Annotated in this window: 15 protein-coding genes; 12 read left to right on the top strand and 3 right to left on the bottom strand. The window is 63.0% G+C overall.

Annotation, left to right across the window (positions count from 1 at the left end; translation table 11 throughout):
• Positions 1-60 precede the first annotated feature (60 nt).
• From GMST_RS09440 to GMST_RS09415, 6 genes are all read left to right on the top strand, one after another.
• Entirely contained in the window at positions 61-1,296 is a 1,236-nt protein-coding gene (locus GMST_RS09440; protein ID WP_183354384.1) for a hypothetical protein, read from the top strand.
• 249 nt (positions 1,297-1,545) lie between these two features.
• A complete protein-coding gene (locus GMST_RS09435; RefSeq protein ID WP_183354383.1) occupies positions 1,546-2,367 on the top strand; it encodes an AraC family transcriptional regulator in 822 nt (273 codons plus the stop codon).
• Positions 2,368-2,621: 254 nt separating this feature from the next.
• Positions 2,622-3,302, top strand: coding sequence for a hydrolase (locus GMST_RS09430; protein WP_183354382.1), 681 nt, complete (start codon positions 2,622-2,624; stop codon positions 3,300-3,302).
• A 146-nt stretch (positions 3,303-3,448) separates the two neighbouring features.
• Positions 3,449-5,266 carry an amidohydrolase gene (locus GMST_RS09425; protein WP_183354381.1) on the top strand — a complete coding sequence of 606 codons (1,818 nt, stop codon included), beginning with the start codon at positions 3,449-3,451 and terminating at the stop codon, positions 5,264-5,266.
• Between the two features lie 154 nt (positions 5,267-5,420).
• Positions 5,421-6,830, top strand: coding sequence for an alginate export family protein (locus GMST_RS09420; RefSeq protein WP_183354380.1), 1,410 nt, complete (start codon positions 5,421-5,423; stop codon positions 6,828-6,830).
• 180 nt (positions 6,831-7,010) lie between these two features.
• Entirely contained in the window at positions 7,011-7,307 is a 297-nt protein-coding gene (locus GMST_RS09415; protein WP_183354379.1) for a P-II family nitrogen regulator, read from the top strand.
• A gap of 146 nt (positions 7,308-7,453) precedes the next feature.
• Here the strand turns inward: GMST_RS09415 and GMST_RS09410 are convergent, their stop codons facing one another.
• The 3 genes from GMST_RS09410 to gptM form a co-directional block, all read right to left on the bottom strand.
• Positions 7,454-8,461 carry an aldo/keto reductase gene (locus GMST_RS09410; RefSeq protein WP_183354378.1) on the bottom strand — a complete coding sequence of 336 codons (1,008 nt, stop codon included), beginning with the start codon at positions 8,459-8,461 and terminating at the stop codon, positions 7,454-7,456.
• A 560-nt stretch (positions 8,462-9,021) separates the two neighbouring features.
• Positions 9,022-10,635, bottom strand: a complete 1,614-nt coding sequence (locus tag GMST_RS09405) for a methyl-accepting chemotaxis protein (RefSeq protein WP_183354377.1) — start codon at positions 10,633-10,635, stop codon at positions 9,022-9,024.
• Positions 10,636-10,979: 344 nt separating this feature from the next.
• Positions 10,980-12,317, bottom strand: a complete 1,338-nt coding sequence (gene gptM / locus GMST_RS09400; RefSeq protein WP_281380013.1) for a geopeptide radical SAM maturase — start codon at positions 12,315-12,317, stop codon at positions 10,980-10,982.
• Positions 12,318-12,884: 567 nt separating this feature from the next.
• Between gptM and GMST_RS09395 the strand changes: the two genes are divergently transcribed.
• The 6 genes from GMST_RS09395 (at position 12,885) to GMST_RS09370 (ending at position 21,775) form a co-directional block, all read left to right on the top strand.
• Positions 12,885-14,693: a TonB-dependent receptor plug domain-containing protein gene (locus GMST_RS09395; protein ID WP_183354376.1), complete on the top strand. Its 1,809-nt coding sequence runs from the start codon at positions 12,885-12,887 to the stop codon at positions 14,691-14,693.
• Positions 14,690-15,553: an ABC transporter substrate-binding protein gene (locus tag GMST_RS09390; RefSeq protein ID WP_183354375.1), complete on the top strand. Its 864-nt coding sequence runs from the start codon at positions 14,690-14,692 to the stop codon at positions 15,551-15,553. The genes GMST_RS09395 and GMST_RS09390 overlap by 4 nt, the downstream gene beginning before the upstream one ends.
• 18 nt (positions 15,554-15,571) lie before the next feature.
• Positions 15,572-17,914, top strand: a complete 2,343-nt coding sequence (locus GMST_RS09385; RefSeq protein WP_183354374.1) for a hybrid sensor histidine kinase/response regulator — start codon at positions 15,572-15,574, stop codon at positions 17,912-17,914.
• A gap of 300 nt (positions 17,915-18,214) precedes the next feature.
• Positions 18,215-19,159 carry an HD domain-containing phosphohydrolase gene (locus tag GMST_RS09380; protein WP_183354373.1) on the top strand — a complete coding sequence of 315 codons (945 nt, stop codon included), beginning with the start codon at positions 18,215-18,217 and terminating at the stop codon, positions 19,157-19,159.
• A gap of 305 nt (positions 19,160-19,464) precedes the next feature.
• Positions 19,465-21,120 (top strand): hydroxylamine reductase, encoded by a 1,656-nt coding sequence (hcp, locus tag GMST_RS09375; RefSeq protein ID WP_183354372.1) that lies wholly within the window; start codon positions 19,465-19,467, stop codon positions 21,118-21,120.
• Positions 21,121-21,574: 454 nt separating this feature from the next.
• The gene (locus GMST_RS09370) at positions 21,575-21,775 is read left to right on the top strand and encodes a GSU3473 family protein (RefSeq protein WP_183354371.1); all 201 of its coding nucleotides are present in this window, start codon (positions 21,575-21,577) and stop codon (positions 21,773-21,775) included.
• Positions 21,776-21,789 lie beyond the last annotated feature (14 nt).

The raw sequence follows: 21,789 nt of genomic DNA, 5'->3' as shown, positions 1-21,789 counted from the left end.
ATCTACGCTTCCCCGGTCTGCCGGAGCGGGGGCCGGGGAAGCCACCAACTGGAGAGTGCTATGAAAAATTTTGGCAGATGGATACTGGCAGTTTTAACGATCGCTCTTTTCGGGTGCGGCGGCTCCGGAGGGGGAACTACGGTGCAGGGGGGGCAGCCGGCGGCGATCCGCGGCACGGCAGCCGCGGGGATCATCTACCCCGGATCCGTGAAGGTGTTCGCCGTCAGTCCGACTGGTGCTAAGGGTGCCCTTTTGGCAGGACCGGTTCCCACCAGCATCGATGGAACCTACAGCGCTTCGCTGGGATCCTACAGCGGCGCGATCCTGGTAGAGGCGAGCGGGACCTACACCGACGAGGCCACCGGGCACTCGGTCAGCATCGCCCCGGCGAAGCCCCTGCACGCGATGGTGGAAGTGGTCGACAACTCGACCCACAACAACCGCACCGTGGCCGTCACCCCCCTTACCGAACTTGCCTGGCGCAAGGCAAGCGGCAACGGCAGCGCCCCCACCACTCCCGCCGCCATGACGAGCGCCAACCATCTGGTTGACGACCTCTTCAAGATCTCCGACGTGGTCGGGATCGAACCGGTACGCGCGGACAACGCCTCCATGGCCAACGCAAGCCAGGAGGCCCAGGCCTATACCCTGGCCCTGTCGGCCTTCTCGACCATGTGCTCTACGGCTGCCGGCGCGACCGACCTCGACAAGCTGGAGAGCGGGCTGAGCAGCATGGAGACCGAGGTAGCCGGCGCAGAAACCAACGGCAGCATGAGCACGACCGCGATCAGCGATTTCCAAAACGCCCTCGCCGCGCTGCCGCTCTCCACCGATTTCTCGGCGGCCCGCGACCAGTTCGCCACCGTCGGGAAGAAGTCCCAGACGCTCACCCTGTCGATTGCCGGGACCCTTCCCACCGGGACCCGGATCCACTCGGTCCAGGGTAACCTGGTACTGCCGGTCAACACCGCCAACAACCTGCTGGGCGTGTCGTTTCTGACCGACAGCACCGGGCAGGTCCTGGCCAAACAGTTCGAGTTCACCGATGCCGCGCTGGCGGCAGGCGGCACCACGTCACTGGCCAACTTCCAGGCGCCGCAAGGAATGCTGAGCTTCAGCCTGGTGTTCAACGCTTCCGCAACCGGTTTCGGCACCGGCGACATCGCCACCTTGTCCTACGAGGTGGTGAACGGGGCGACCGTGACGGCGGCCGACTTCGCCCTGGCTGCCGGGAGCGTCAAGATCACCGACGTAAACGGGGTCGACATAACGGGAGTTAGCCTGGTCCTGAAATAGCGCAGAAAAAAGTTTGCTGTATTAACGTAGGATGAAAGGGTTCCTTGTCTGACAATTGTCGGCGGGGAACCCTTTTGCGGTTATGATAAAGATTCATTTAATGTTAAGCGTAGTAACTGCACAGTGATAACGCTCAAGTAGTTTGACAACAACAAATAGATTAGATATAGTGCGGGCGCTGACAAAGCAGTATCTAATGTATTTTCCTTCAAGTTGAGTCAGAAATATCCGACGTTTTTTGAGTAAAAGATGAAAATACCGGTGAGCAAAGACAGCCTGCCCATCCTCATCGTCGAGGACGATGTCGAATGCCTTGCCTTGCTTGAGTCGCTCTTAAAGCGCAAAGGGTACTCGAACGTGGTCGCCGCAGGCAGCGGTGAAGCTGCGCTCGAGTATCTGGCAGGCAACGAGGTCGGGGCACTGGTGCTCGACCTGCACCTGCCCGGGGTCTCGGGTACCGGATTGGTGAAGATGGTGCGCGCCTGCCGCCCCTGCATGAGCGTGGTCATCGTTACCGGTTCCAGTAAGCTCGATACCGCTGTCGAATGCATGAAGTTGGGCGCGGCCGATTTTCTCACCAAGCCGATCTCGTTCGAGCGCCTGGTGGAGTGCCTGGACCGGGCGCTGGAAAGGTACCAGGAGAGCTGCGGAGCGGCGGCAGGTGGGCTTGCCTGGCGGGAAGGGGAGGCGGGTGCGCCGGCCATCCCCGAGGAGTTGCCCGAAAGGCTTCGTGCTGCCATCCGCTACCTGGAAGAGAACCTTGCCGCCCCCATCTCGCTGGAGCGACTTGCGGAGGAGGCCTGTTTCAGCAAGTTTCACTTCTGCCGGGAATTCAAGAAATACCTGGGCGTCACGCCGATCCAGTACCTGATGCAACGGCGCATCGACCTGGCGGCCCGCCTTTTAAGGAGCAAGCACCTCCCCATCTCGGCGGTCGCGCTTAAGACCGGGTTTCCGGACCAAAGTGAGTTCACCAAGAGTTTCAAGAAGTGTCTCGGCGTCACCCCTTCCACCTACAAGCAGGCCGCGCTGCGGGGTGCCTCAGCCGCGTTGCCGGGCCTTGTGCTCTGAGCCGCCGGTTTTCCCCAACCCCCGTCTCCTTACTCCCCATCCTGAAAAAGCACCTACCCGGCAGCGTCCCGAGCCGGCCGCCGGCTTTCGACGGTCCTTTGAGGGCCTCGGCGCGGGCGGAGCTGCCTGCAGCGCTGCGGCTGGCGCAGGGCGCAAAGTATCGCCAAAGAAAGGGGGGGGCCCCTTTGCGGCAACAGGAGTAAAATGTGGAAGTCGGCAATCGGCCGACAGGTGCAACTAAAGGAGGCACTACCATGGCAAACTCGATCGCAAAGGGTGGGCCGAGCCCACGCCTTTTGACCCCCCAGAACTCCGCACTGCTGCTCATCGATCATCAGCCCCAGATGGCTTTCGCTTCCCACTCCATGGATGTTCAACTGCTCATCAACAACGTAACCGGCCTCGCCAAATCGGCGAAGATCTTCAACGTCCCCGTGGTCCTCACCACCGTGGCGGCCAAAAGCTTCAGCGGCCCGCTCTTCGCTACGATCCAGGAGGTCTATCCCAAGCAGGATCCCATCGACCGCACCACCATGAACAGCTGGGAAGATCCCAAGGTGGTCGAGGCGGTACGCGCGACGGATCGCAAGAAGGTCGTCATGGCGGCGCTTTGGACCGAGGTGTGCCTCGCAACCGCCGCCCTCTCGGCGCTCGACGACGGCTTCGAGGTCTACATCGTCACCGACGCCTCTGCCGGGGTCACCAGCGAGGCGCACGAGATGGCGATCCAGCGGATGATTCAGGCCGGCGCCGTCCCGATGACCTGGCTCCAGGTGATGCTCGAGTGGCAGCGCGACTGGGCGCGCCAGGAGACCTACAACGCCGTGATGACCCTCGCTAAGGAGCATGCCGGCGGCTACGGTCTGGGCATCAACTACGCGAAGACCATGCTCGGCGAACATGCCAGCGAGGGGCAACAGGACCTCGGCAAGTGATCATAGAGTACCGGAAGCGGAGAGCCGCTTGCGGCCCTGCCGTGTGATCACACGGGACCCAACCGATGACGGGCTCGCCGGCCTTTGCCGGCGGGCCTGCCCTTTCCGGTGGGTGTGCGGTGACGGCTCTTCGCAGGGAGGGAGTTATGAACGCACCACAGACCATTCTATACAACGGAGCCATTACGACTCTGGATGAGCATACTCCGCAAGTATCGGCCGTCGCCGTCAGCGAGGGACGCATAACGGCCATTGGGGGCGAGGAACTCCTCGACACTGCCGACGCACAGACGCAGCGCATCGACCTGAAGGGGCACCGGGTGATCCCGGGACTCAACGACTCACACCTCCACGTGATCCGCGGCGGCCTCAACTTCAACATGGAACTGCGCTGGGACGGGGTTCCTACCCTCGCCGACGCCCTCAAGATGCTGCGCGATCAGGCACAACGCACGCCCCCGCCCCAGTGGGTGCGGGTCATCGGCGGCTGGACCGAGTTCCAGTTTGCCGAGCGCCGCATGCCGACCCTCGCGGAGATCAACGAAGCTGCCCCCGAAACCCCGGTCTTCGTCCTGCACCTCTACGACCGCGCGCTTATCAACAAGGCGGCGCTTAACCAACTGGGCTACGACCGCAACACCCCGGACCCGCCGGGGGGCGAGATCGAGCGCGACCGCGCCGGCAACCCGACGGGGCTCCTCATCGCCAAGCCCAACGCGATGCTCCTCTACGCGAGCCTCGCCAAGGGGCCCCGACTCTCCTTCGAAGACCAGGTCAACTCGACCCGCCACTTCATGCGCGAGCTGAACCGCTTCGGGCTCACCAGCATCATCGACGCCGGAGGAGGGTTCCAGAATTTCCCGGACGACTACCAGGTGATCGGCCAACTGGCCCGGGACCGCGAGATGACCCTGCGCATCGCCTACAACCTCTTCACCCAGCACCCCAAGGCGGAGCTGGAAGACTTCAGCACCTGGGTGAATTCCGTGACGCCGGGGCAGGGGGACGACTTCTACCGCCTCAACGGCGCCGGAGAGATGCTGGTCTTCTCGGCGGCCGACTTCGAGGATTTCCTGCAGCCGCGCCCCGACCTGGCACCCCAGCTCGAAGAGGAGCTGACCCGGGTGGTGCGCCTGCTGGCGGAGCGCCGTTGGCCCTTCCGGCTGCATGCCACCTACGACGAATCGATCAGCCGGTTCCTCGACGTGTTCGAGTCGGTCGACCGCGAGGTCCCCTTCGACGGCCTGCGCTGGTTCTTCGATCACGCCGAGACCATCACCCCCAGGAACCTGGAAAGGGTCCGGTCTCTGGGAGGCGGCATCGCCATCCAGGACCGCATGGCCTTCCAGGGCGAGTATTTCAGAGAGCGCTACGGTCGGGAGGCGGCGGAGCACTCCCCACCGGTGACGAGGATGCTGGAGATGGGGATCCCGGTTGGTGCCGGTACCGATGCGACCCGCGTGGCGAGTTACAACCCCTGGGTCTCTCTGTACTGGCTGGTGACCGGCCGAACCGTCGGGGGGCTGCAGCTGTACCCGGAAAAAAACCGACTGGACCGCCTCACGGCCCTCAGGCTCTACACCGTGGGGAGCAGCTGGTTCTCGGGTGAGGAGGACGCGAAGGGGCGGCTTGTCCCGGGGCAGTTCGCCGATCTCGCGGTGCTCTCCGCGGACTATCTGGGCGTTCCGGAGCAGGAGATCAAGGGGATCGAGTCGCTTTTGACCATGGTGGACGGCAAGGTGGTCTACGGGGTAGGAAAGTTCGGCAACCTCGCACCCCCGTCCTCGCCGGTAAGCCCGGACTGGTCGCCGGTGGGGCACTACGGTGGATACCACCACGCGGCGGCCGACGGGCACGCCAAGCAGGGGGGCGGCAGTCTGTCCTGCGGCTGCACTGCGGCGAGTCGCGCGGAACGGCGGCACCTCCCTTTGTGGGGGATCGGCTGCGACTGCTTCGCGTTTTAGTGGCAGGGGCTGGGGACAGGGGATCAGGGGGGAGGGATCTGGGAGTGAGGGAGTGAGGATCCCGAGCCGCGGCTCGTTTGAAGACGTGAGCCAAGGACTTGGTGGCACTCCCGGTGCTTTTGGTGATCGGAACCGCTGAAGAGGGGGAGGGAACATGAGCCGATTGCTGCTGACGGGTGTCGTAGCGCTCTTCCTGGCTTCCTGGACACCGACCGTGGTCGCTGCCCAGGAGACCGAGCCGCAGGTGCCACACTACCAGTTGAACCGGGCCGACGAAGATTACCGTTACCTGAAGGATCCCGCGCGGAGGACCGACTTCTGGGACCCGGTCAAGTACCTGCCGCTCAACAGGGAAGGGGACTGGTACTTGAGCCTCGGCGGCGAGTTGCGCGAGCGCTACGAGTTCTTCGAGAACTACAACTGGCGGGAACAACCTCAGGACAGCGGCTATTCGCTGCAGCGCTACTTCCTCCATGCCGATCTGCATTTGGGCGAGCGGGTCCGGCTGTTCGGGCAGCTGCAAAGCAGCCTGGAGTATGGCCGCAGCGGCGGCCCCCGACCTGGCGTGGACCGCAACCAGCTCGACCTGCACCAGGGGTTTCTCGATCTCGATCTCGTCAGGGACCCGCAGCGGACCGTGACCTTGCGCACCGGGCGGCAGGAGCTGAGCTTCGGCTCCCAGCGTCTCGTCTCGGTACGTGAGGGACCCAACGTACGCCAGAGCTTCGACGGCTTCCGGATCATGTACCGCGCCGGCGGCCTCGCGCTGGACGGCCTCGCCACCCGGCCGGTACAGAGTAACCGCTACACCTTCGACGACCCCACCAACCACAACCAGGCGCTGTGGGGCGCCTATTCGGTGGTCGCGCTGCCGGAAAGAACCAGGACCAGCCTGGACCTCTACTACCTCGGTCTCTACAAGAAACAGGCGGTCTTCGATCAGGGGAGTGCCCGCGAGACCCGCCACTCCATCGGTACCCGCATCTGGCGTAGCGCAAAGCCCCTGGACTATAACTTCGAGTTCCTCTACCAGTGGGGGAGTTTCGGCGACGGTTCCATTCGGGCCTGGACCGCGGCTTCCGATACGGGATACTGGCTGGAGGGGCTTCCCACCACCCCACGCCTCGCCCTGAAGGCCGACGTCGCCAGCGGCGACCGCGATCCGAATAACCGTAACCTGGAGACCTTCAATCCACTTTTTCCCAAGGGAGCCTACTTCAGCGAGAACGGGCTCATCGGACCAAGCAACTTCATAAACCTCAACCCCTCGGCCGAATTCCACCTTCCCCAGCGGGTCATCTTAAGCATCAACTGGGATTTCTTCTGGCGCGAGAGCATCCAGGACGGCATCTACAACAACTCGGTGGTGCTGGTGCGCTCGGGCCGGACCAGTTCCGCCCGCTACATCGGAAGCCAGCCGCAGCTGCAGTGCGAATGGAACGTGCAGCGCCACCTGAGCCTGGTGGGAATCTACGCCCACTTCCTGGCCGGTCCGTTTCTGCGTGAATCCGGTCCGGGACGGGACGTCGATTACCTGACCACCTGGGTCACCTACAAGTTCTGAAACTGCCGCTTTGCCGGGCAGCGGTCGCCTCGCTGCACAAGTTAGCGGCAGCGGCGCCAGCCGAGGCTGTGCTGAATCTGATAAGTGCTCGATCCGCAAGGGCTCATCGGGGAAGTTTCCTTGGTATATCCCATGAAACGGCAAAGCTGCAGGTCCAGCACAGCGTGCAAGGGGGGTGTCATGAAACTGATCGAGGCCGTGGTGAACACGTTGAAGGTACAGGAGGTCCGAGGCGTTCTCGAGGAGCTGGGAGTGGTGGACTTCATGGAGAGCTCCATCCTGTGCCACCAGAAGGGGAGGGTGATGGTCTTTCGCGGCGCCAAGCTGGTGGCGAACGTCGCCGAAAAGGTAAAGCTGGAGATCATCTCCTCGGACGACGCCGCCGAGGCGATCGTGGCCGCCCTAAGCTCTATCGTGAGATCGGGCGGGCGCCAGGAGTGCCGCATCGCCATGCGCCCCTATATTGAGGTAGTGTAGGAAACTGGAGGGGCCGAGCGCGTCGGCCCCTCTGGTCACTACTTCTTGGTTCGCAGCTCCTCGACATCGATCCTGCGTCACGTTTGGTGTCGCATGTGCCGAGCGGCAGCCGGGGTGTTTCAGGTCGCCGCCCTGGAGCGGGCGGGCTAGCGTTGGGTTATCTTTTCCAACTTCTCCGGATAGCGCTCTCCCTCAATGTGGATTTTGGAGGAAGCCTCCTCGATCTCGCGCAGGTCGTCGGGACTCAGCTGCAACGACACGGCCCCGATGTTCTCCTCCAGCCGCTCCAACTTGGTGGTGCCGGGGATCGGGACGATCCAGGGCTTTTGGGCCAAAAGCCAGGCGAGGGCCACCTGGGCGGGCGTGGCGCGCTTGCGGTCCGCGATGCCGGCGATCAGGTCGACGAGCGCCTGGTTCGCCTGGCGCGCCTCGGCGGTAAAGCGTGGCAGGCTGCTGCGGAAGTCGGAACTGTCGAAGCTGGTGTTCGCGTCGATCTTGCCGGTGAGGAAACCCCTCCCCAGCGGGCTGTAGGGGACAAAGCCGATGCCGAGCTCTTCGAGGGTCTGCAAAAGCCCCTCCTCGGGGCGCCGCCACCACAGCGAGTACTCGCTTTGGACCGCGGTAACCGACTGCACCGCGTGGGCGCGCCGGATGGTGTCGACTCCCGCCTCGGAGAGGCCGAAGTGCTTCACCTTTCCCTCCCGGATCAGCTCTTTCACCGCGCCGGCCACCTCTTCGATGGGGACCGCCGGATCGACCCGGTGCTGGTAGAAGAGGTCGATGGCCTCGATCTTCAGCCGCTTGAGCGAGGCCTCGGCGACTTCCTTTATGTGCTGCGGCCGGCTGTCCAGGGCGGGGGAGCCGGTCATGCCGCGCACGTCGGCGTTCGGGTTCAGGTCGAAGCCGAACTTGGTGGCGATCACCACCTTGTTGCGCAACGGCGAGAGTGCCTCGCCAAGCAGCTCTTCGTTGATGAACGGCCCGTAGACCTCCGCGGTATCGAAGAAGGTGATGCCGCGCTCGACGGCGGCCTGGAGCAGGGCGGTCATCTCCTTCTGATCCTTGGGGGGACCGTAGGAAAAGCTCATCCCCATGCAGCCCAGCCCCAGTGCCGAAACCTCCAAACCACTTTTTCCCAGTACACGTTTCTGCATTTCATCTCCTCCTTTGAGCTGAAAAGGTGTGACGTTTTTCGGCGCCTGCGGCGCGCGGCAGAAAACCGCCGCCACCGCCGTTCGCCCGGTGCCCGAAGACTGTCCAAGTGTAGCGCCGGTAACGGAAAGGGGGTAGCGCGATCCTGTGTTATTTTTGCCCAATGCTCCGAGATCGGGGATTTACTTTACAACGGCGAAGGGCGGAGCTCTCCTCCCAGGCGTGGATGGAGACCGCCTGGCGTGGGACCACGGGATCGAAATGAACGGTGTACTTCATGACTCCTCCTTGGGTGTGGACCGGGTCCGTCGGCACAAGGCGTGAGCCGCTCGATCCTGAACTTCCTGCAGGTGATGTGGGATTGTAAATTGACAAGCGCAAAGGCTATCAGGGTTTTTCGTACAGGCAAGGGTATGCGGGAGGGGCTGGGAACGGGGAACGGGGAACGGGGAACGGGGAACGGGGAACGGATGGCTGAGAACTGAGGGGGGGGAGGGCGGGAACTGGCTGGGACTGGACCGGGGACTGGCTTGTGGTGCCAGTCCCCGGTTCTTGGTTGCCGTCAGGCGAGCTTGAAGCGGCGCACCAGGTCCTGCAACTGGTCGGCGCTGCTTGCCAACTGGGCTGAGGCGGCGGCGGTCTCGCCGGCACCACGGGCGGTCTCCTGGACCACGCCGCTCGCCCGCTGCACGTTGGCGGTGATCTCGCTGGTCGTTGCGGTCTGCTCGGCCGCCGCGGTCGCGATCTGGTTGATCTGCAGGGAGAGTTCGTTCACCTGGCTCTGGATCTCCTCCAGCGCCTCGCCGGACTTCTCGGAACTGGCGGCACCGCGCTCCACCTCGGCCACGCCTTCCTCCATGGCCCTTACCGCCGCCTTGGTCTCGTTCTGGATGCTCAGGATCATCCCGGAGATCTCGCGGGTCGCCTTGGTGGTCCGCTCGGCAAGAGCACGAACCTCGTCGGCTACCACGGCGAAGCCGCGCCCCTGCTCTCCGGCACGCGCCGCCTCGATGGCCGCGTTCAAGGCCAAGAGGTTGGTCTGGTCCGCGATGTCCTCGATGGTCCCCACGATCTCACCGATCTGCTCGGAACGCACCCCCAGGCTCTCCACGGTCTGGGCGCTCGCTTTGACCTGCTCGGCGATGCGCCCCATCCCGGCGATGGTCTCCTGGACCACTGCGCTCCCCTTGCCGGCGGAGCTGCTGGTCGACTGCGAGCTCTGGGCGGCCATGCCGCAGTTGCAGGCGATGTCGTTGCTGGTGGCAGCCATCTCTTCGCTGGCGACCGCGACGGTGCTGATCTCGGAGACCATCTCGTCGGTGCCGCTGGCTATCTGCTGCGCGGTCTGCTGCAGCTGCCGGGAGGCTGCGGCCACCGATTGCGAGGCGTCGGCGACCTGGCCCAGGATGGCGCGCATGCTGGCGACCACGGTGCGGGAGGAGTCGGCCAGTTGGCCGACCTCGTCGCGGCTTTCAAGCTCGATGTTGACGGTGAGATCCCCTTGGGCCAGCCGTGCGTTGGCGGCAACCAACTGGGCCACCGGGCGGGTGATGCTGCGGGTGGCGAGGAAGCCGAAGATCGCTCCTAGCAGGCAGGCCAGCGCGGAAAAACAGAAGCTGAGGTTCCTGGTGGACCAGTAAGCATCCTCGACCGCCTTGCCTGCCTTGGTGAGATCGTTCTCCTGTACGCTGATCATCTTCTTCAACGCGGCGATGTACTGGTTCTGCGCCGTGCGGTACTGGTCCAGCAGGAGCTGCCCTGCCTCCTTCTTCTTCCCCGCATCGATGAGCGTGATTACCTCTTTTTGAGCCTTCTTGTAGGGGGCTCGGGCGGCGTTGATCTCCTCGAGAGCAGCCTTTTCTTCCGGGGTGTGGGCAACCTTCCCGAGTTTCTCGAAACACTGCACGGTCTGGGCGCTGAGGGGCGGGATCCGGTCCAGCTCTTTCTTGGCTTCTGCGGGGTCCTCTATGATGACTGCGTTGCGTATTACCCTGGCGATGACGTTGATGTTCTCGCTGACCTGGTTCAACAGCACGGTCTTCGGGTACTCGTCCTCGGTGATGACCTTGACCTTCTGGTTGATGTAGGAAAGCCTGTTGCCCGTGAATGCGCTAACTGCCAGCATGATGACGATGATGGCTGCAAAGCCGATACCTAGTCTTACCCCGATTCTCATTGAGTTCTCCCTGCCCGCGATTTGTGCAACTGCTGTTTCATGAAGGTGTTTGCAACGCCCGCTGCGTCCGACCGAAAAGAGGGCCGCTGTCCGCGCAGTACCGTTTGGGACGCTGACTCCGTTTTCCTCGGAACGGTCTGTGAACCGTTACACACTCCCTTCCCCATCGTCGAATGCTGACCTTTTCTAAAGTACGAAGATTCCGACAGGCGAGGTGCGGACAGGAGGTAGTGGAGGGCCTTAAGCGGCGTGTGGCGCCGCTGCTGCCCGAAAGGCGTCAGCTACAAGGGAGGGTGGGGGCACGTTCCGGTGCGGATACCGGGGTGAGGGAAGCCCCACCCTCCTCAGCTGGCCGGGGCGGAGGCGAAGCGCGACGTGCAGGCGGTCTTGCCCGCGTAGCGCAGGTCCTGGAGCAGGATCTCTTCCAGCGTCTGGTCGTAGTAGGCTTTGCGGCAGTCGACGCTGTCAATGGACCCGTTGCGCAGTTGGGTAAACAGGCGACAGCCGCCGAAACAAAGCGGCAGGTAGGGGCAGTCCAGGCACTCATCGTTTTTCCAGACGTCGAGATTGTGGCTCTCGCGGTAGTCCTTGACCCCTTCGCTCAAGGTGCCGATGGAGAGCTCGGGCCATCCGATGAAGGCGGGGCATTTGAAGAGAGTGCCGTCGTAATTGATGACCAGGTCCTTTTCGAATTCCACCATGCATGCCGACATGGCGGGACGGTAGGTAGCGTAGCCGCGCTTGAGGGTTTCTTCACGCAGAAACGGAGCGGCCTCGGAAACCCAGGCCTCAGAGCCCGAGACGCAGGTGCCGTGGGTGTCTGCGCCGGTTGTTTGCCCTGACTTTGCGGTGATCGGGGCAAACTGTACGAAACCGACCCGCTCCGGCCCGACCCCTTCGGCGAGCAGGTGGTCCAACATCTTGGGAAAGTCGCGGAACTCCTCCTGCGAATAGTTTCCGCCAAGTTGGACGGTGATGAGATCGCAGACCGCTTTTATGTTGTGGACGATGGTGTCGAAGCTCCCTTTGCCGGAAACGAAGGGGCGCTGCCGGTTATGGATCTCACGCGTGCCGTCGAGGGTGACAATTGCCTCCCTCAACCCCAAGGGGAGTAGCTGCTCGACCGTTTTGCGGTTGAGCAGGGTTGCGTTGGTGGTAAGGGCGAAACGGAAATCGACACCTGCCTCCCGCGCCGCCTGCTGAATCGGTGCGGCGATGGCGCGGATGGTGGGAACGCTGAGCAGCGGTTCTCCACCGTAAAAACCGATTTTCACGTCGCGTCCCCGCTGGACCTGCTCTCGGATGATGTATTCCGCCGTCTGTCGGGCCACCGAGCCGTCCATGTACTTCTTGCCGCGGTAGAAATCTTCGTAGCAGTAGGGGCAGGCGAGGTTGCAATCGAGGTTCAGCACTACGATGGCCTTGAATTTGTTGTTGCGTTGGTTGGCCCGGCTGACCAGCGATTCCATGGCGGCGCGCTCGGCGGCCGGGTCGTCCACCAAAATCTCCACACGGCGCAGAGCCTCGCAGTGCTCTTCGCTCAGCGTCCCTTGGTTCAGGGCGTCGAGGAGAGTCTTGGAGAGCCGCACCAGCGAACCCTTTTTAGTGGAATAGACCAAGAAATTGTTAGAGCCGTCTGACAAGGGGTAGATCTTAACGTAACGAGACAATTGCAAATGCATCGGTGTTCCTCAGAGTCTGCGCCGGACCGCCGCGAGAGAACGATCATGAGCCATATTTCGACAAGACTTCCTTATGATGAAAGTGTTTACATGGGGCTGGCCGGTGTGGTAGGTTCTGCCTTCATTAGCGAGCCATCCGCGACGCTCAAACGGGTGTCGTCGCCATGCCCCTCTCAAGATTTTAATTTTATGATCGTGCTTCCGCTGTTAGGACCCTTTCAATGAGGGAGTGACGGAAGCCATGGGCGCGTCGGTTGAGGGGAAGGGAAGGGAGATAGCCTCCCTTCCACTACCTGAATGCTTACAGCCGTGCGCTACCGGAAGTGCAGCACGCGAAGAGATCTTCGGAGTGCTCACTGCCTTCTTCGATGATTACGAATTCTTGGTCGTTGTTTTCCATTTAGTTTCTCCTTTGTTTTATTGGTCATCCCGAAGGATGTTGAAATACTAACAATCAGTAAGTAGTTTGCTGCTATCGTCACTTTCTTGTTTTTCTTGAGGTCCTTTTTGAGGTACTGCCGATTCCTTCAGATTTGTTTCTTACTCATTGTCGTATCGACTACGACTGTGAGGGCCGTTTACGGCCAGGAGACAGATGATGGCAGGATACTTCAACTGTTTGACGACGAAGAGAATGTTGTCACTACCTCACCCATCCCCCGTCCCATTTCCAAAATCGCCGAAAATGTCACAGTCATCACGGCTGAGGATATCGCCCGGCTCAACGCACACACACTCGCCGAGGTTCTGCAGACGGTCCCCGGTATCCAGCTTGACTTCAACCTGCGCACCCCCAGCAGCTTCAGCTTCTTCAGCATTCAAGGAGCGTTGAACTCCACGGTTTTGGTGCTGATCGACGGGATCCGCCAAAACGACTTCAACCAGAACTTCGTTTCTCCCGGACTTATCCCGGTGCAGCAGATCGAGCGGATCGAGATCGTGAAAGGTGCCGCCTCGGGTTCCTGGGGCTCGGCGCTTGGCGGGGTCATCAACATCGTGACCAAGAGCCCCAATCCGGAGCGTGAGGTTTCCGGTCAAGTTTCCGCCTCGATCGGTTCCCGATTCACGGCAGATACCACAGGGGAAGTAAGCGGTACCAAGGAGCGTTTCGGCTACTATCTCAATGCCGGGCACCTGCGCTCCGACGGTCTTACCCCCAATACCGGGACCCGGGTGGACAACCTCTACGGCAAGTTCTCCTTGAATCTTCCCGGTAACGGGCTGCTCACCGCCGGCGTTTCGCACCTCACCGCCGCTCCCGGGCTCGATGAAGGCGACCTGCCGCCCTGGGGCGTTGTGCATGACGACAACTTTAACCGTCGCACCTACGGTTTCCTTAAACTTCAACAGCCCGTGGCAAACCGGGTCAATCTCGAGGTTTTGGGGTACCTGACCGGGCGTGCCGATCACACCAAATACGGCGGCTTCGACGGAAACGGCGTCCTTTCCTTCAGCAACGATGTCGCGGTGCGGGAAAACAGTCGCGGCCTCAATGCTAATGTCACCTTGGGCGACCGGGAAACCAACCTCGTTTCGGGGTTCGAATACGCCCACGTGCATGCGAGTTCCCGGGACGAACTGAGCTCCGATCCCCCCTACTACGTGCGCACCTGGGACCAGTACGCCTGGTACGGGAACGCTTCCTTCACCTTTGGCGATTTCTCTGTGCTGCCCGGTGTGCGCTACGACATCACCGGGATCTCCGGGGAACACCTGAGCTACAGCCTTGGGCTTACCTATCAGTTGGGTGAAAAGACAACCGTGCGCGCCTACGGCGCACGCGGCTTCTCGCTCCCCATGCTGGCTGCGGACACCGGGGTCCAAAAGGTGAAGACCGTTCAGGGTGGCATCGAGACCGGTCTCGTCCCCTACCTCTGGCTTAAGGGGACCTACTTCTTCAACGCCCTGAGGAATAACGAGTCGTTGGGTAGCGCCACGGTATCGGACCAGAACCGCCAGGGGTTTGAGCTGGAAGCGAAAACGGTCCCGGTCTACGGACTCTCCCTGTCCAGCGGCTATACCTACCTTTTTGCCAAGGACGTCAGCACCGGCAAACGGCTGGAAACGGACAGCCAGCAGACCGTTCCTCCCCACATAATCAAGCTCGGGCTGAACTATGACGAGAACCGGTTGGGGCTTAGGGGAGCTCTGACCTCCAACTACGTCATCTGGAACGAGGCCCCGGGGTATGCGGCGAAATCTGCCGGCATGATCTGGGACCTCCACCTGACCTGGACGCTTTTCCCGAACAACCCCGTTTCGCCGGAACTGTTCTTTTCTGGGCACAACCTTTTTGGCGGTGTGCAGACCACCAACACCACCCTGTACACCAATGCCGGACGCTGGCTGGAAGGCGGAGCGAGGTTCAAGTTTTGAGAGCGCTCCTCCTTCTCATACTGACCCTCCTGGTCACCGCGTCAGGCGCCTTCGCCAGCGACATCCTCGTGGTGCAGAGCCTGCGCTCGCCGCTCTACGACGAGGCGCTGCGCGGTCTTAGGGAGAGCTTCCCCGCCCGCTCGCGCACCCTGGTGCTCTCCGACTACGCCGACCCGGACCTGCCGCGTGTGGTCCGCGAGGAACGCCCGCGCCTCATCGTCGCCGTCGGCGACACGGCACTCTCCGCCCTGCGCAAGGTGCGCGGCACCCCGGTCATCTCGCTCATGGCGCTGGGGCTTGGGAACCACAACGGACCGGTGGCCGGCGTCGGGCTCGCCGTGAAGCCCGAGCAGTACCTCCTGGTAGCCAAGAGGCTCCGGGCGCACCGGATCGGCATCGTCTACAATCCGGCGCGCAGCGAGTGGTACCTGAAACTCGCCCGCCAGGCGGCACGCCAGCACGGGATGGAACTGGTGACCCGCGAGGTCCACGACCCACGCCAGACCATCGCCCAGCTGGAGAGCCTGAAAGGGAAGGTGGATGCGCTCTGGCTCCTGCCCGATCCGACCGCGGTGACCAGCGAGACGCTGGAGGCCTACTTCCTGTTCTCGCAGTCCCAGGCGGTGCCGGTGCTCTCCTTCTCCGCGGCGCACCTGAAACTGGGGGCCCTGGTGGCTCTCGAGGTGGACCGCTTCGACCTGGGCCGCCAGACCGGCGAGATGGCGCAACAGCTGGTCCAGGGCGAGGTGCCCGATCCCGCCTTCGCCGCGCCGCGCCGGGTGACGCTCAAGGCCAACGAGGCGGTCGCCAAACGCCTCAACTACCCGCTAGAACTGATCCAATCTCTCATCAGGAAGTAGCGCCGCCGGAGGATAGCTGTGCAAACTCAACCAGGTTCGAACCGCACCGGAAGTTTGCAGACCACGCTCTTTACCATCTTTACGGTGGTGACCTTCCTGATCTCCTGCCTCTTCATCACCCTGCACAGCTTCGACAAGGCGAGTACCCTGCGCCGACACGCCAAAAAAGAGGTGCACCTCCTGGCCCGGCAGTTGGCCGACGCGGTGCGCCTGCCGCTTTTCGCCGAAAACGTGGACGCGCTCCTCTCGGTTGCCGAAAAGGCGGGGCAGGTCCCCGGCATCGCCAAGGTGGTGATCCGCACCGTGGACGGCCGGGTGCTGGCCCGCTTTCCCGCCGTCGATGTCCCCCTTGCCGGCAGGGTGATCTCCGAGACCCAGGACGTCTTGAGCCTCGCCTCCGAGCCCTCCCTGGAGAACGGGCTCCCGGTCCCGGGGAGCGGTGCGCTCATCGGTACGGTGCAGGTCGTGCGGCAGACCGACGATCTGAAGCTCGCCCTCTACCACGACGTGGTGCTCTCCGGCCTGCTTACCCTCTGCTTCTGGCTGGCGGTTTCCGGGTTGAGCCTGCCGGTCCTGCGGCGGGTGACGCGCTCCTATAACGCCCTCGTCAAGGGTGTCCAGTCCATCAAGGAAGGTGACTACTCCTCGCGCATCGAGGTGGTCTCCAGCGACGAGTCGGGGCGGGTGGCGCAGGCCTTCAACGGGCTCGCCCAGACCCTCGAGCAGCGCCAGGCCGAGAACCAGCGCCTGCACCGGCAGCTGGTCGCCTCCATCGAGATGGAGGTGCAGGCCAAGGAGGAACTCTCCCAGACCAACGCGCTTTTGGAACAGGAGATCACCGAGCGCATCCACGCCGAGCAGACCGCCCGCAATTCCGAACAGACCCTGAAGGCGCTCATGGACGTCATGCCGGTGGGGGTGCTGACCGCCGACCTTCACGGGCGGGTGCAGTACTTAAACGGCTTCTTCGCCGAATGCTTCGGGTACGGGATCGACGAGATCGGGAGCATCGACGACTGGTTCGCCCGGGTCTTCCCGGATCCCGAGTACCACCTCGCCATGTCGCGCGCCCAGGCCGAGGCGCTCGCGCGAGAGCAGAGCGAGCCGCTCGAGGCGCGGGTCACCTGCAGGAACGGCCGGGTGCGCCGGGTCATCCTGTCCAACCAGCGCCACGGCGAAGAGACCATCTTCATCGTCATCGACCTCACCGACCGCGAACTGATCAAGGAGCAGTCGATCAAGGTACAGAAGCTCGAGTCGCTGGGGGTCTTGGCGGGGGGGATCGCGCACAACTTCAACAACGCGCTCACCGGGGTGCTCGGCTTCATCTCGCTGGCCGCCAACCTGGTGGACTCCGGGCACCGCGCCCAGGAGTACCTGCAGTTCGCCACCAAGGCGTCGCAGCGCGCCGCCGGGATGGCCAAGCAGCTGCTCACCTTCGCCACCGGCGGAGCCCCGGTGAAAAAGCCGGTGGCGCTCGGCAGGCTGATCGAGGAGGCGGTCTCGCTCACCCTGAACGGTTCCAACGTGCGCTGCGAGCTGAAGCTCCCCACTGGGCTCCCCCAGATCCGGGGCGACGAGGGGCAGCTGATCCAGGCCTTCAGCAACATCGTCCTGAACGCCATGCAGGCGATGCCCGAGGGGGGGACCATCGCCGTCAGCGCGGAGGCCGGGTCGCGCTGCTGCCAGGATGCCAACCACGGCAAGCTGGCAACCTACCTGAGCATCTCCTTTGCCGACCAGGGGCACGGCATCGCCGAGGCCGACCTCGCCCGGATCTTCGACCCGTACTTCAGCACCAAGCAGACCAACACGGGGCTGGGGCTCGCCTCGGTGCACTCGATCATCTACAAGCACGGCGGGCACGTGACCGTCGAGTCGACCCCGGGCTTGGGCAGCACCTTCACCATCTGCCTCCCGGTGACCGCGGGTGCGGGCGAGCCGGCGGAGGAGGCGCTCCCCGTGCGGCCGCTTGCCGCCGGACCGGGCGGGACCGTGCTGATCCTGGACGACGAGGAGATGATCCGCGAGTTCTCCAGAAAGACCCTGGCTTTCCTGGGGTACCAGACGGTGGTCTGCGCGGAGGGGGCCGAGGCGGTCGAGCTGTACCGCGAGCGCTTCCAGGCGGGGGAGCCGTTCCTGGCCGGGATCCTCGATCTCACCATCCCCGGCGGGATGGGAGGGGTGGAGGTCGCCCAGCAGATCCTCGCCATCGACCCCGCGGCGAAACTCATCGTCTCGAGCGGCTACTCCTACGATCCGGTGATGGCGCGGCACAAGGAGTACGGCTTCTGTGCCGCCGTCGCCAAACCGTACAAGGCCGAGGAGCTCAGCTACGAGCTGCGCCTGCTGCACGGCTGAGGCGCCCTGCTGCACCCGCTTCCGAAACTCCCCTTTTCCACCTCTCACCCAGCAACCTCTTGCAGTCCTGCCGGGCTGAACGGGGCAACGCTCGTCATATGAGTGGCCGTTTAGACACAGCTGCGTCATGCATAGCTTAGATTTTCTGATATTCCCCGATTTCGTTTCAGTTTTGTGGCACCCTGCCGATGAGTCTACAAGCCGGCTCTGGCCGTCTCATCCAGTGCCGGCAAACGCAGGTTGTGAATCGGAGCTCGCAATGAGTAAGGGAGTTGTAACGTCGACAGGGGAGGGGAGCGCATGAGTCAGGAAACCGTGCTCTTTGTCGACGACGAAAAAAGCGTGCTGACCTATACCAGCGCCATGTTCCGCAACCGCGGCCTGAACGTGCTGACGGCCAATTCGCCGCTCGAGGCGCTCCAGATCGTGGAGGAACAGGCGGTTGCGGTGGTGGTCTCCGACAACGAGATGCCGGGGATGCGCGGGGTGGAGCTGCTCAGCCACATCAAGGAGATTTCGCCGCACACGGTGAAGATCATGATGACCGGCAGCGCCGACCTCGCTACCGCACTCGCGGCCATCAACTCGGGCGAGGTGTTCCGCTTCGTCCTGAAACCGTGGAAGAAATCGGAGATGCTCCTCGCCGTGAAGGACGGCATCCGCCGCTACCGGGTGCTGCAGTCCCTGCAGCGCGAGGACGAGTTCATCCTGCACTCCCTGGCCCAGACCATCGAACTTAAGGACGCCTCCACCAAGGGGCACTGCGACCGGGTGGCCACGCTCGCCTTGAGGCTCGCCGAGGCGCGCAACATCCCCGAGCGCACCCGCAAGGAGATCCGCTACGGCAGCTGGCTGCACGACTGCGGCAAGATCGGGGTTCCCGAGGCGATCCTGAACGCGGAGCGGGCGCTCAGCGAGGACGAGTTCAAGGTGGTCATGAAGCACCCCGAATGGGGGGCCGAGGTGGTGCGCAAGGCGAACCTCTCGAAGACCGTGCAGGACATCGTGCTCTACCACCACGAGCGCTTCGACGGCACCGGCTACCCTTTCGGCCTCAAGGCGCACCTGATCCCCCTGCCGGCCCAGATCGTGGCGGCCGCCGACATCTGCGACGCTCTCACCATGGACCGCCCCTACCGCAAGGGGCTCTGCGGCGCCGAGCTGCGCGCCCTTTTGACCAGCATGAAGGGGAAGAACCTGGACCCCGAACTGGTGGAACTCCTCTTCGAGCTCATCGACCTCTGATGCACCGGATGGCGCATGTTGCGCGCCAACCGGCTCGCCGGGCCATTCCCCAAACTAAGGTACTTTCCCAAATGCAGGCCATCCAGCTGGCGTCACGTCCTCCCCTTCACAAAGGGGGGGACGAGAATTCGGCCACAAAACTGCGTGGACAAGAACTTTGCTCGTTCCCTCGACAGATCCCCCTGGTAACCCGCCGCTCTCCTTCCCCTCTTATCTGCCCCTTTCTGCCCCGCATCCTTGAAAATCTCGCCGCATCTGCAACACTCTTCCGGTTGGCAAACTCTAATCTTAAGAGAGGACGAACTATGGAAAAGGAAATGTTCTGCCGGCAGTGCGAACAGGCGGCGCGTGGGGTGGGGTGCGACGTGATCGGGAACTGCGGCAAGGACCCGCAGGTCTCCGCGCTGCTCGACCTGATGATCCACGGCATGAAGGGGGTCGCGCTCTACGCGGACCAGGCGCGCCGGCTGGGGCAGAAGGACCAAGAGGTGGACCGCTTCATGCTGGACGGCTTCTTCACCCGGGTGACCAACGTGAACTTCGACCCGGAGGACATCGCGCGCCGGCTCAGGAAGTGCCACCTGATGAAGGAGCGGGCCAAAGTCCTCTACCAGGACGCCTTCCAGGCAAAGAACGGGAGCGCCGCACCGGAACTGACCGAGGGGCCGGCCCAGTGGACCCCGGCGGGCGACACCCAGGGGCTCGTCGAACAGGGGCGCCAGCACGGCGTCTTAACCTGGCACCAGGATCCCAACATCCTCTCCGGGATCGAGATCCTGATCTCCGGGCTGATGGGGATGGCGGCCTTTGCCTGGCACGCCACGGAGCTTGGTCAGGAGGACGACGAGATCTACGCCTTCATCCACCGCTCGATGGCCATGACCGAGAACCCGCAGGCCACCCTGGACGACTTCGTGAACCTCTCGCTTGAATGCGGCAAGTGGAACCTGCGCACCATGGAGCTCCTCTACCAGGGACACGAGCAGCGCTTCCAGGCTCCCGAGCCGATGCTGGTGAACCTGGGAACCCGGCGCGGCAAGGGGATCGTGGTCTCCGGGCACGACCTCCCGATGCTGGAGGAAATCCTGAAGCAGACCGACGGGAAGGGGATCAACGTCTACACCCACGGCGAGATGCTCCCGGCCAACGGCTACCCGGGCCTCAGGAAGTACCCCCACTTCGCCGGGCACTTCGGCACCGCCTGGCAGAACCAGGTGAAGGAACTCCCCGACTTCAGGGGGGCCATCGTCTTCAACACCAACTGCATCCAAAAGCCCGCCGGCGAGTACACCGACCGGCTCTTCACCTGGGGCGAGGTGGCCTGGCCGGGGATCCCGCATCTGGAAGGGTACGACTTCACCCCGGTGATCGACAAGGCGCTCGCGCTTCCCGACCTCCCCGAGATGCCGGGGCAGCAGATCCTGGTCGGCTTCGGGCACGAGGCGGTCTTCAAGGTGGCCGACCGGGTCATCGATGCGGTGAAAAACGGCGCCATCCGGCGCTTCTTCCTGATCGGCGGCTGCGACGGCGCCAAGTTCGGGCGCAACTACTTCACCGAGCTTGCCGAGAAGGTTCCCAAGGACTGCGTGATCCTGACCCTGGCTTGCGGCAAGAACCGCTTCAACCGGCTGGAGTTCGGCGACATCGGCGGGATCCCGCGCCTTCTGGACGTGGGGCAGTGCAACGACGCCTACTCCGCGATCCGCATCGCCACCGGGCTCGCCGAGGCCTTCCACTGCGGGGTGAACGACCTGCCGCTCTCCATGATCCTCTCCTGGTACGAGCAGAAGGCCCACGTCATCCTTTTGAGCCTGCTCTACCTGGATGTGAAGGGGATCCGGCTGGGTCCGTCCCTGCCGGCCTACGTCTCGCCCGACGTTCTGGACGTCCTGGTGAAGAACTACGACCTGGGCCCGATCACCACCGCGGACCAGGACCTGCAGCACGCGCTGGGGGCTTGAAACAGGTTAAGGTTGAGGTTGAGGAAGTAGCAGATAAGGCTCTGAAGGGTGTGTGGATTGATCGCCCGGAATGCGGGGCCTGAAACGAGAGGCTTCTCAGCGGCTGGGAGGACTTTCGCAGGATCGGGACAAGATGGAGCGAAGCTGGAAAGGGAGGGGTGCTTTAAAGGGCGCCCCTCATTTTTTGCCTTGGGGAGTGGCTCAACCGAAAGTGAGCCGGACCTTGAGCCACCCCTCTTTGCGCAGGCCGCAGGTTGGCAGGCCTCGATGACCCCGCTGAAGGGGCGCGCTGGGTGAGGATCCTGGTGAGGCCAGGGTATCGGATATGGTTAGTGTATTTTAAACTTTACTATTGATCGCAGGTTGTGTATAAAACTGAGTTGTTCCCCACTGAAGCCACTACCCCGTAACAGCTGCATCTAGCGCCGTTTTTTGACGGCCCAGGAGACTTGTCATGGTAATCCTCGTGCGCTGCCCCGATCAGAGTGTAACCGTTGCTTTGGCGTCCAAGCTGGAAGAGCTGATCGACAACGGGTTGATCAGCGAGTTCCTGGGTGCCACGGGGTGGATCGCCGTCTCCTCACTGAAGCCCTGTCCGAAATTCCCCGTCACGCCCCGTACCCGCTGCTGCACGCGCCAGCTGAGCTGCCTTTAGTCTGCGCTTGCGCC

Source organism: Geomonas silvestris (genome assembly GCF_014193515.1).
GTDB classification, from domain to species: domain Bacteria; phylum Desulfobacterota; class Desulfuromonadia; order Geobacterales; family Geobacteraceae; genus Geomonas; species Geomonas silvestris.
The sequence above is the reverse complement of the archived record's forward strand: the minus strand, read 5'-3'. Positions and strand labels throughout refer to the sequence as shown.

Bases quoted from the DNA above. Each gene is read 5' to 3' on its own strand.
- GMST_RS09440 (WP_183354384.1), top strand. From the start codon at position 61: ATGAAAAATTTTGGCAGATGGATACTGGCAGTTTTAACGATCGCTCTT.
- GMST_RS09435 (WP_183354383.1), top strand. From the start codon at position 1,546: ATGAAAATACCGGTGAGCAAAGACAGCCTGCCCATCCTCATCGTCGAG.
- GMST_RS09430 (WP_183354382.1), top strand. From the start codon at position 2,622: ATGGCAAACTCGATCGCAAAGGGTGGGCCGAGCCCACGCCTTTTGACC.
- GMST_RS09425 (WP_183354381.1), top strand. From the start codon at position 3,449: ATGAACGCACCACAGACCATTCTATACAACGGAGCCATTACGACTCTG.
- GMST_RS09420 (WP_183354380.1), top strand. From the start codon at position 5,421: ATGAGCCGATTGCTGCTGACGGGTGTCGTAGCGCTCTTCCTGGCTTCC.
- GMST_RS09415 (WP_183354379.1), top strand. From the start codon at position 7,011: ATGAAACTGATCGAGGCCGTGGTGAACACGTTGAAGGTACAGGAGGTC.
- GMST_RS09410 (WP_183354378.1), bottom strand. From the start codon at position 8,461: ATGCAGAAACGTGTACTGGGAAAAAGTGGTTTGGAGGTTTCGGCACTG.
- GMST_RS09405 (WP_183354377.1), bottom strand. From the start codon at position 10,635: ATGAGAATCGGGGTAAGACTAGGTATCGGCTTTGCAGCCATCATCGTC.
- gptM (WP_281380013.1), bottom strand. From the start codon at position 12,317: ATGCATTTGCAATTGTCTCGTTACGTTAAGATCTACCCCTTGTCAGAC.
- GMST_RS09380 (WP_183354373.1), top strand. From the start codon at position 18,215: ATGAGTCAGGAAACCGTGCTCTTTGTCGACGACGAAAAAAGCGTGCTG.
- hcp (WP_183354372.1), top strand. From the start codon at position 19,465: ATGGAAAAGGAAATGTTCTGCCGGCAGTGCGAACAGGCGGCGCGTGGG.
- GMST_RS09370 (WP_183354371.1), top strand. From the start codon at position 21,575: ATGGTAATCCTCGTGCGCTGCCCCGATCAGAGTGTAACCGTTGCTTTG.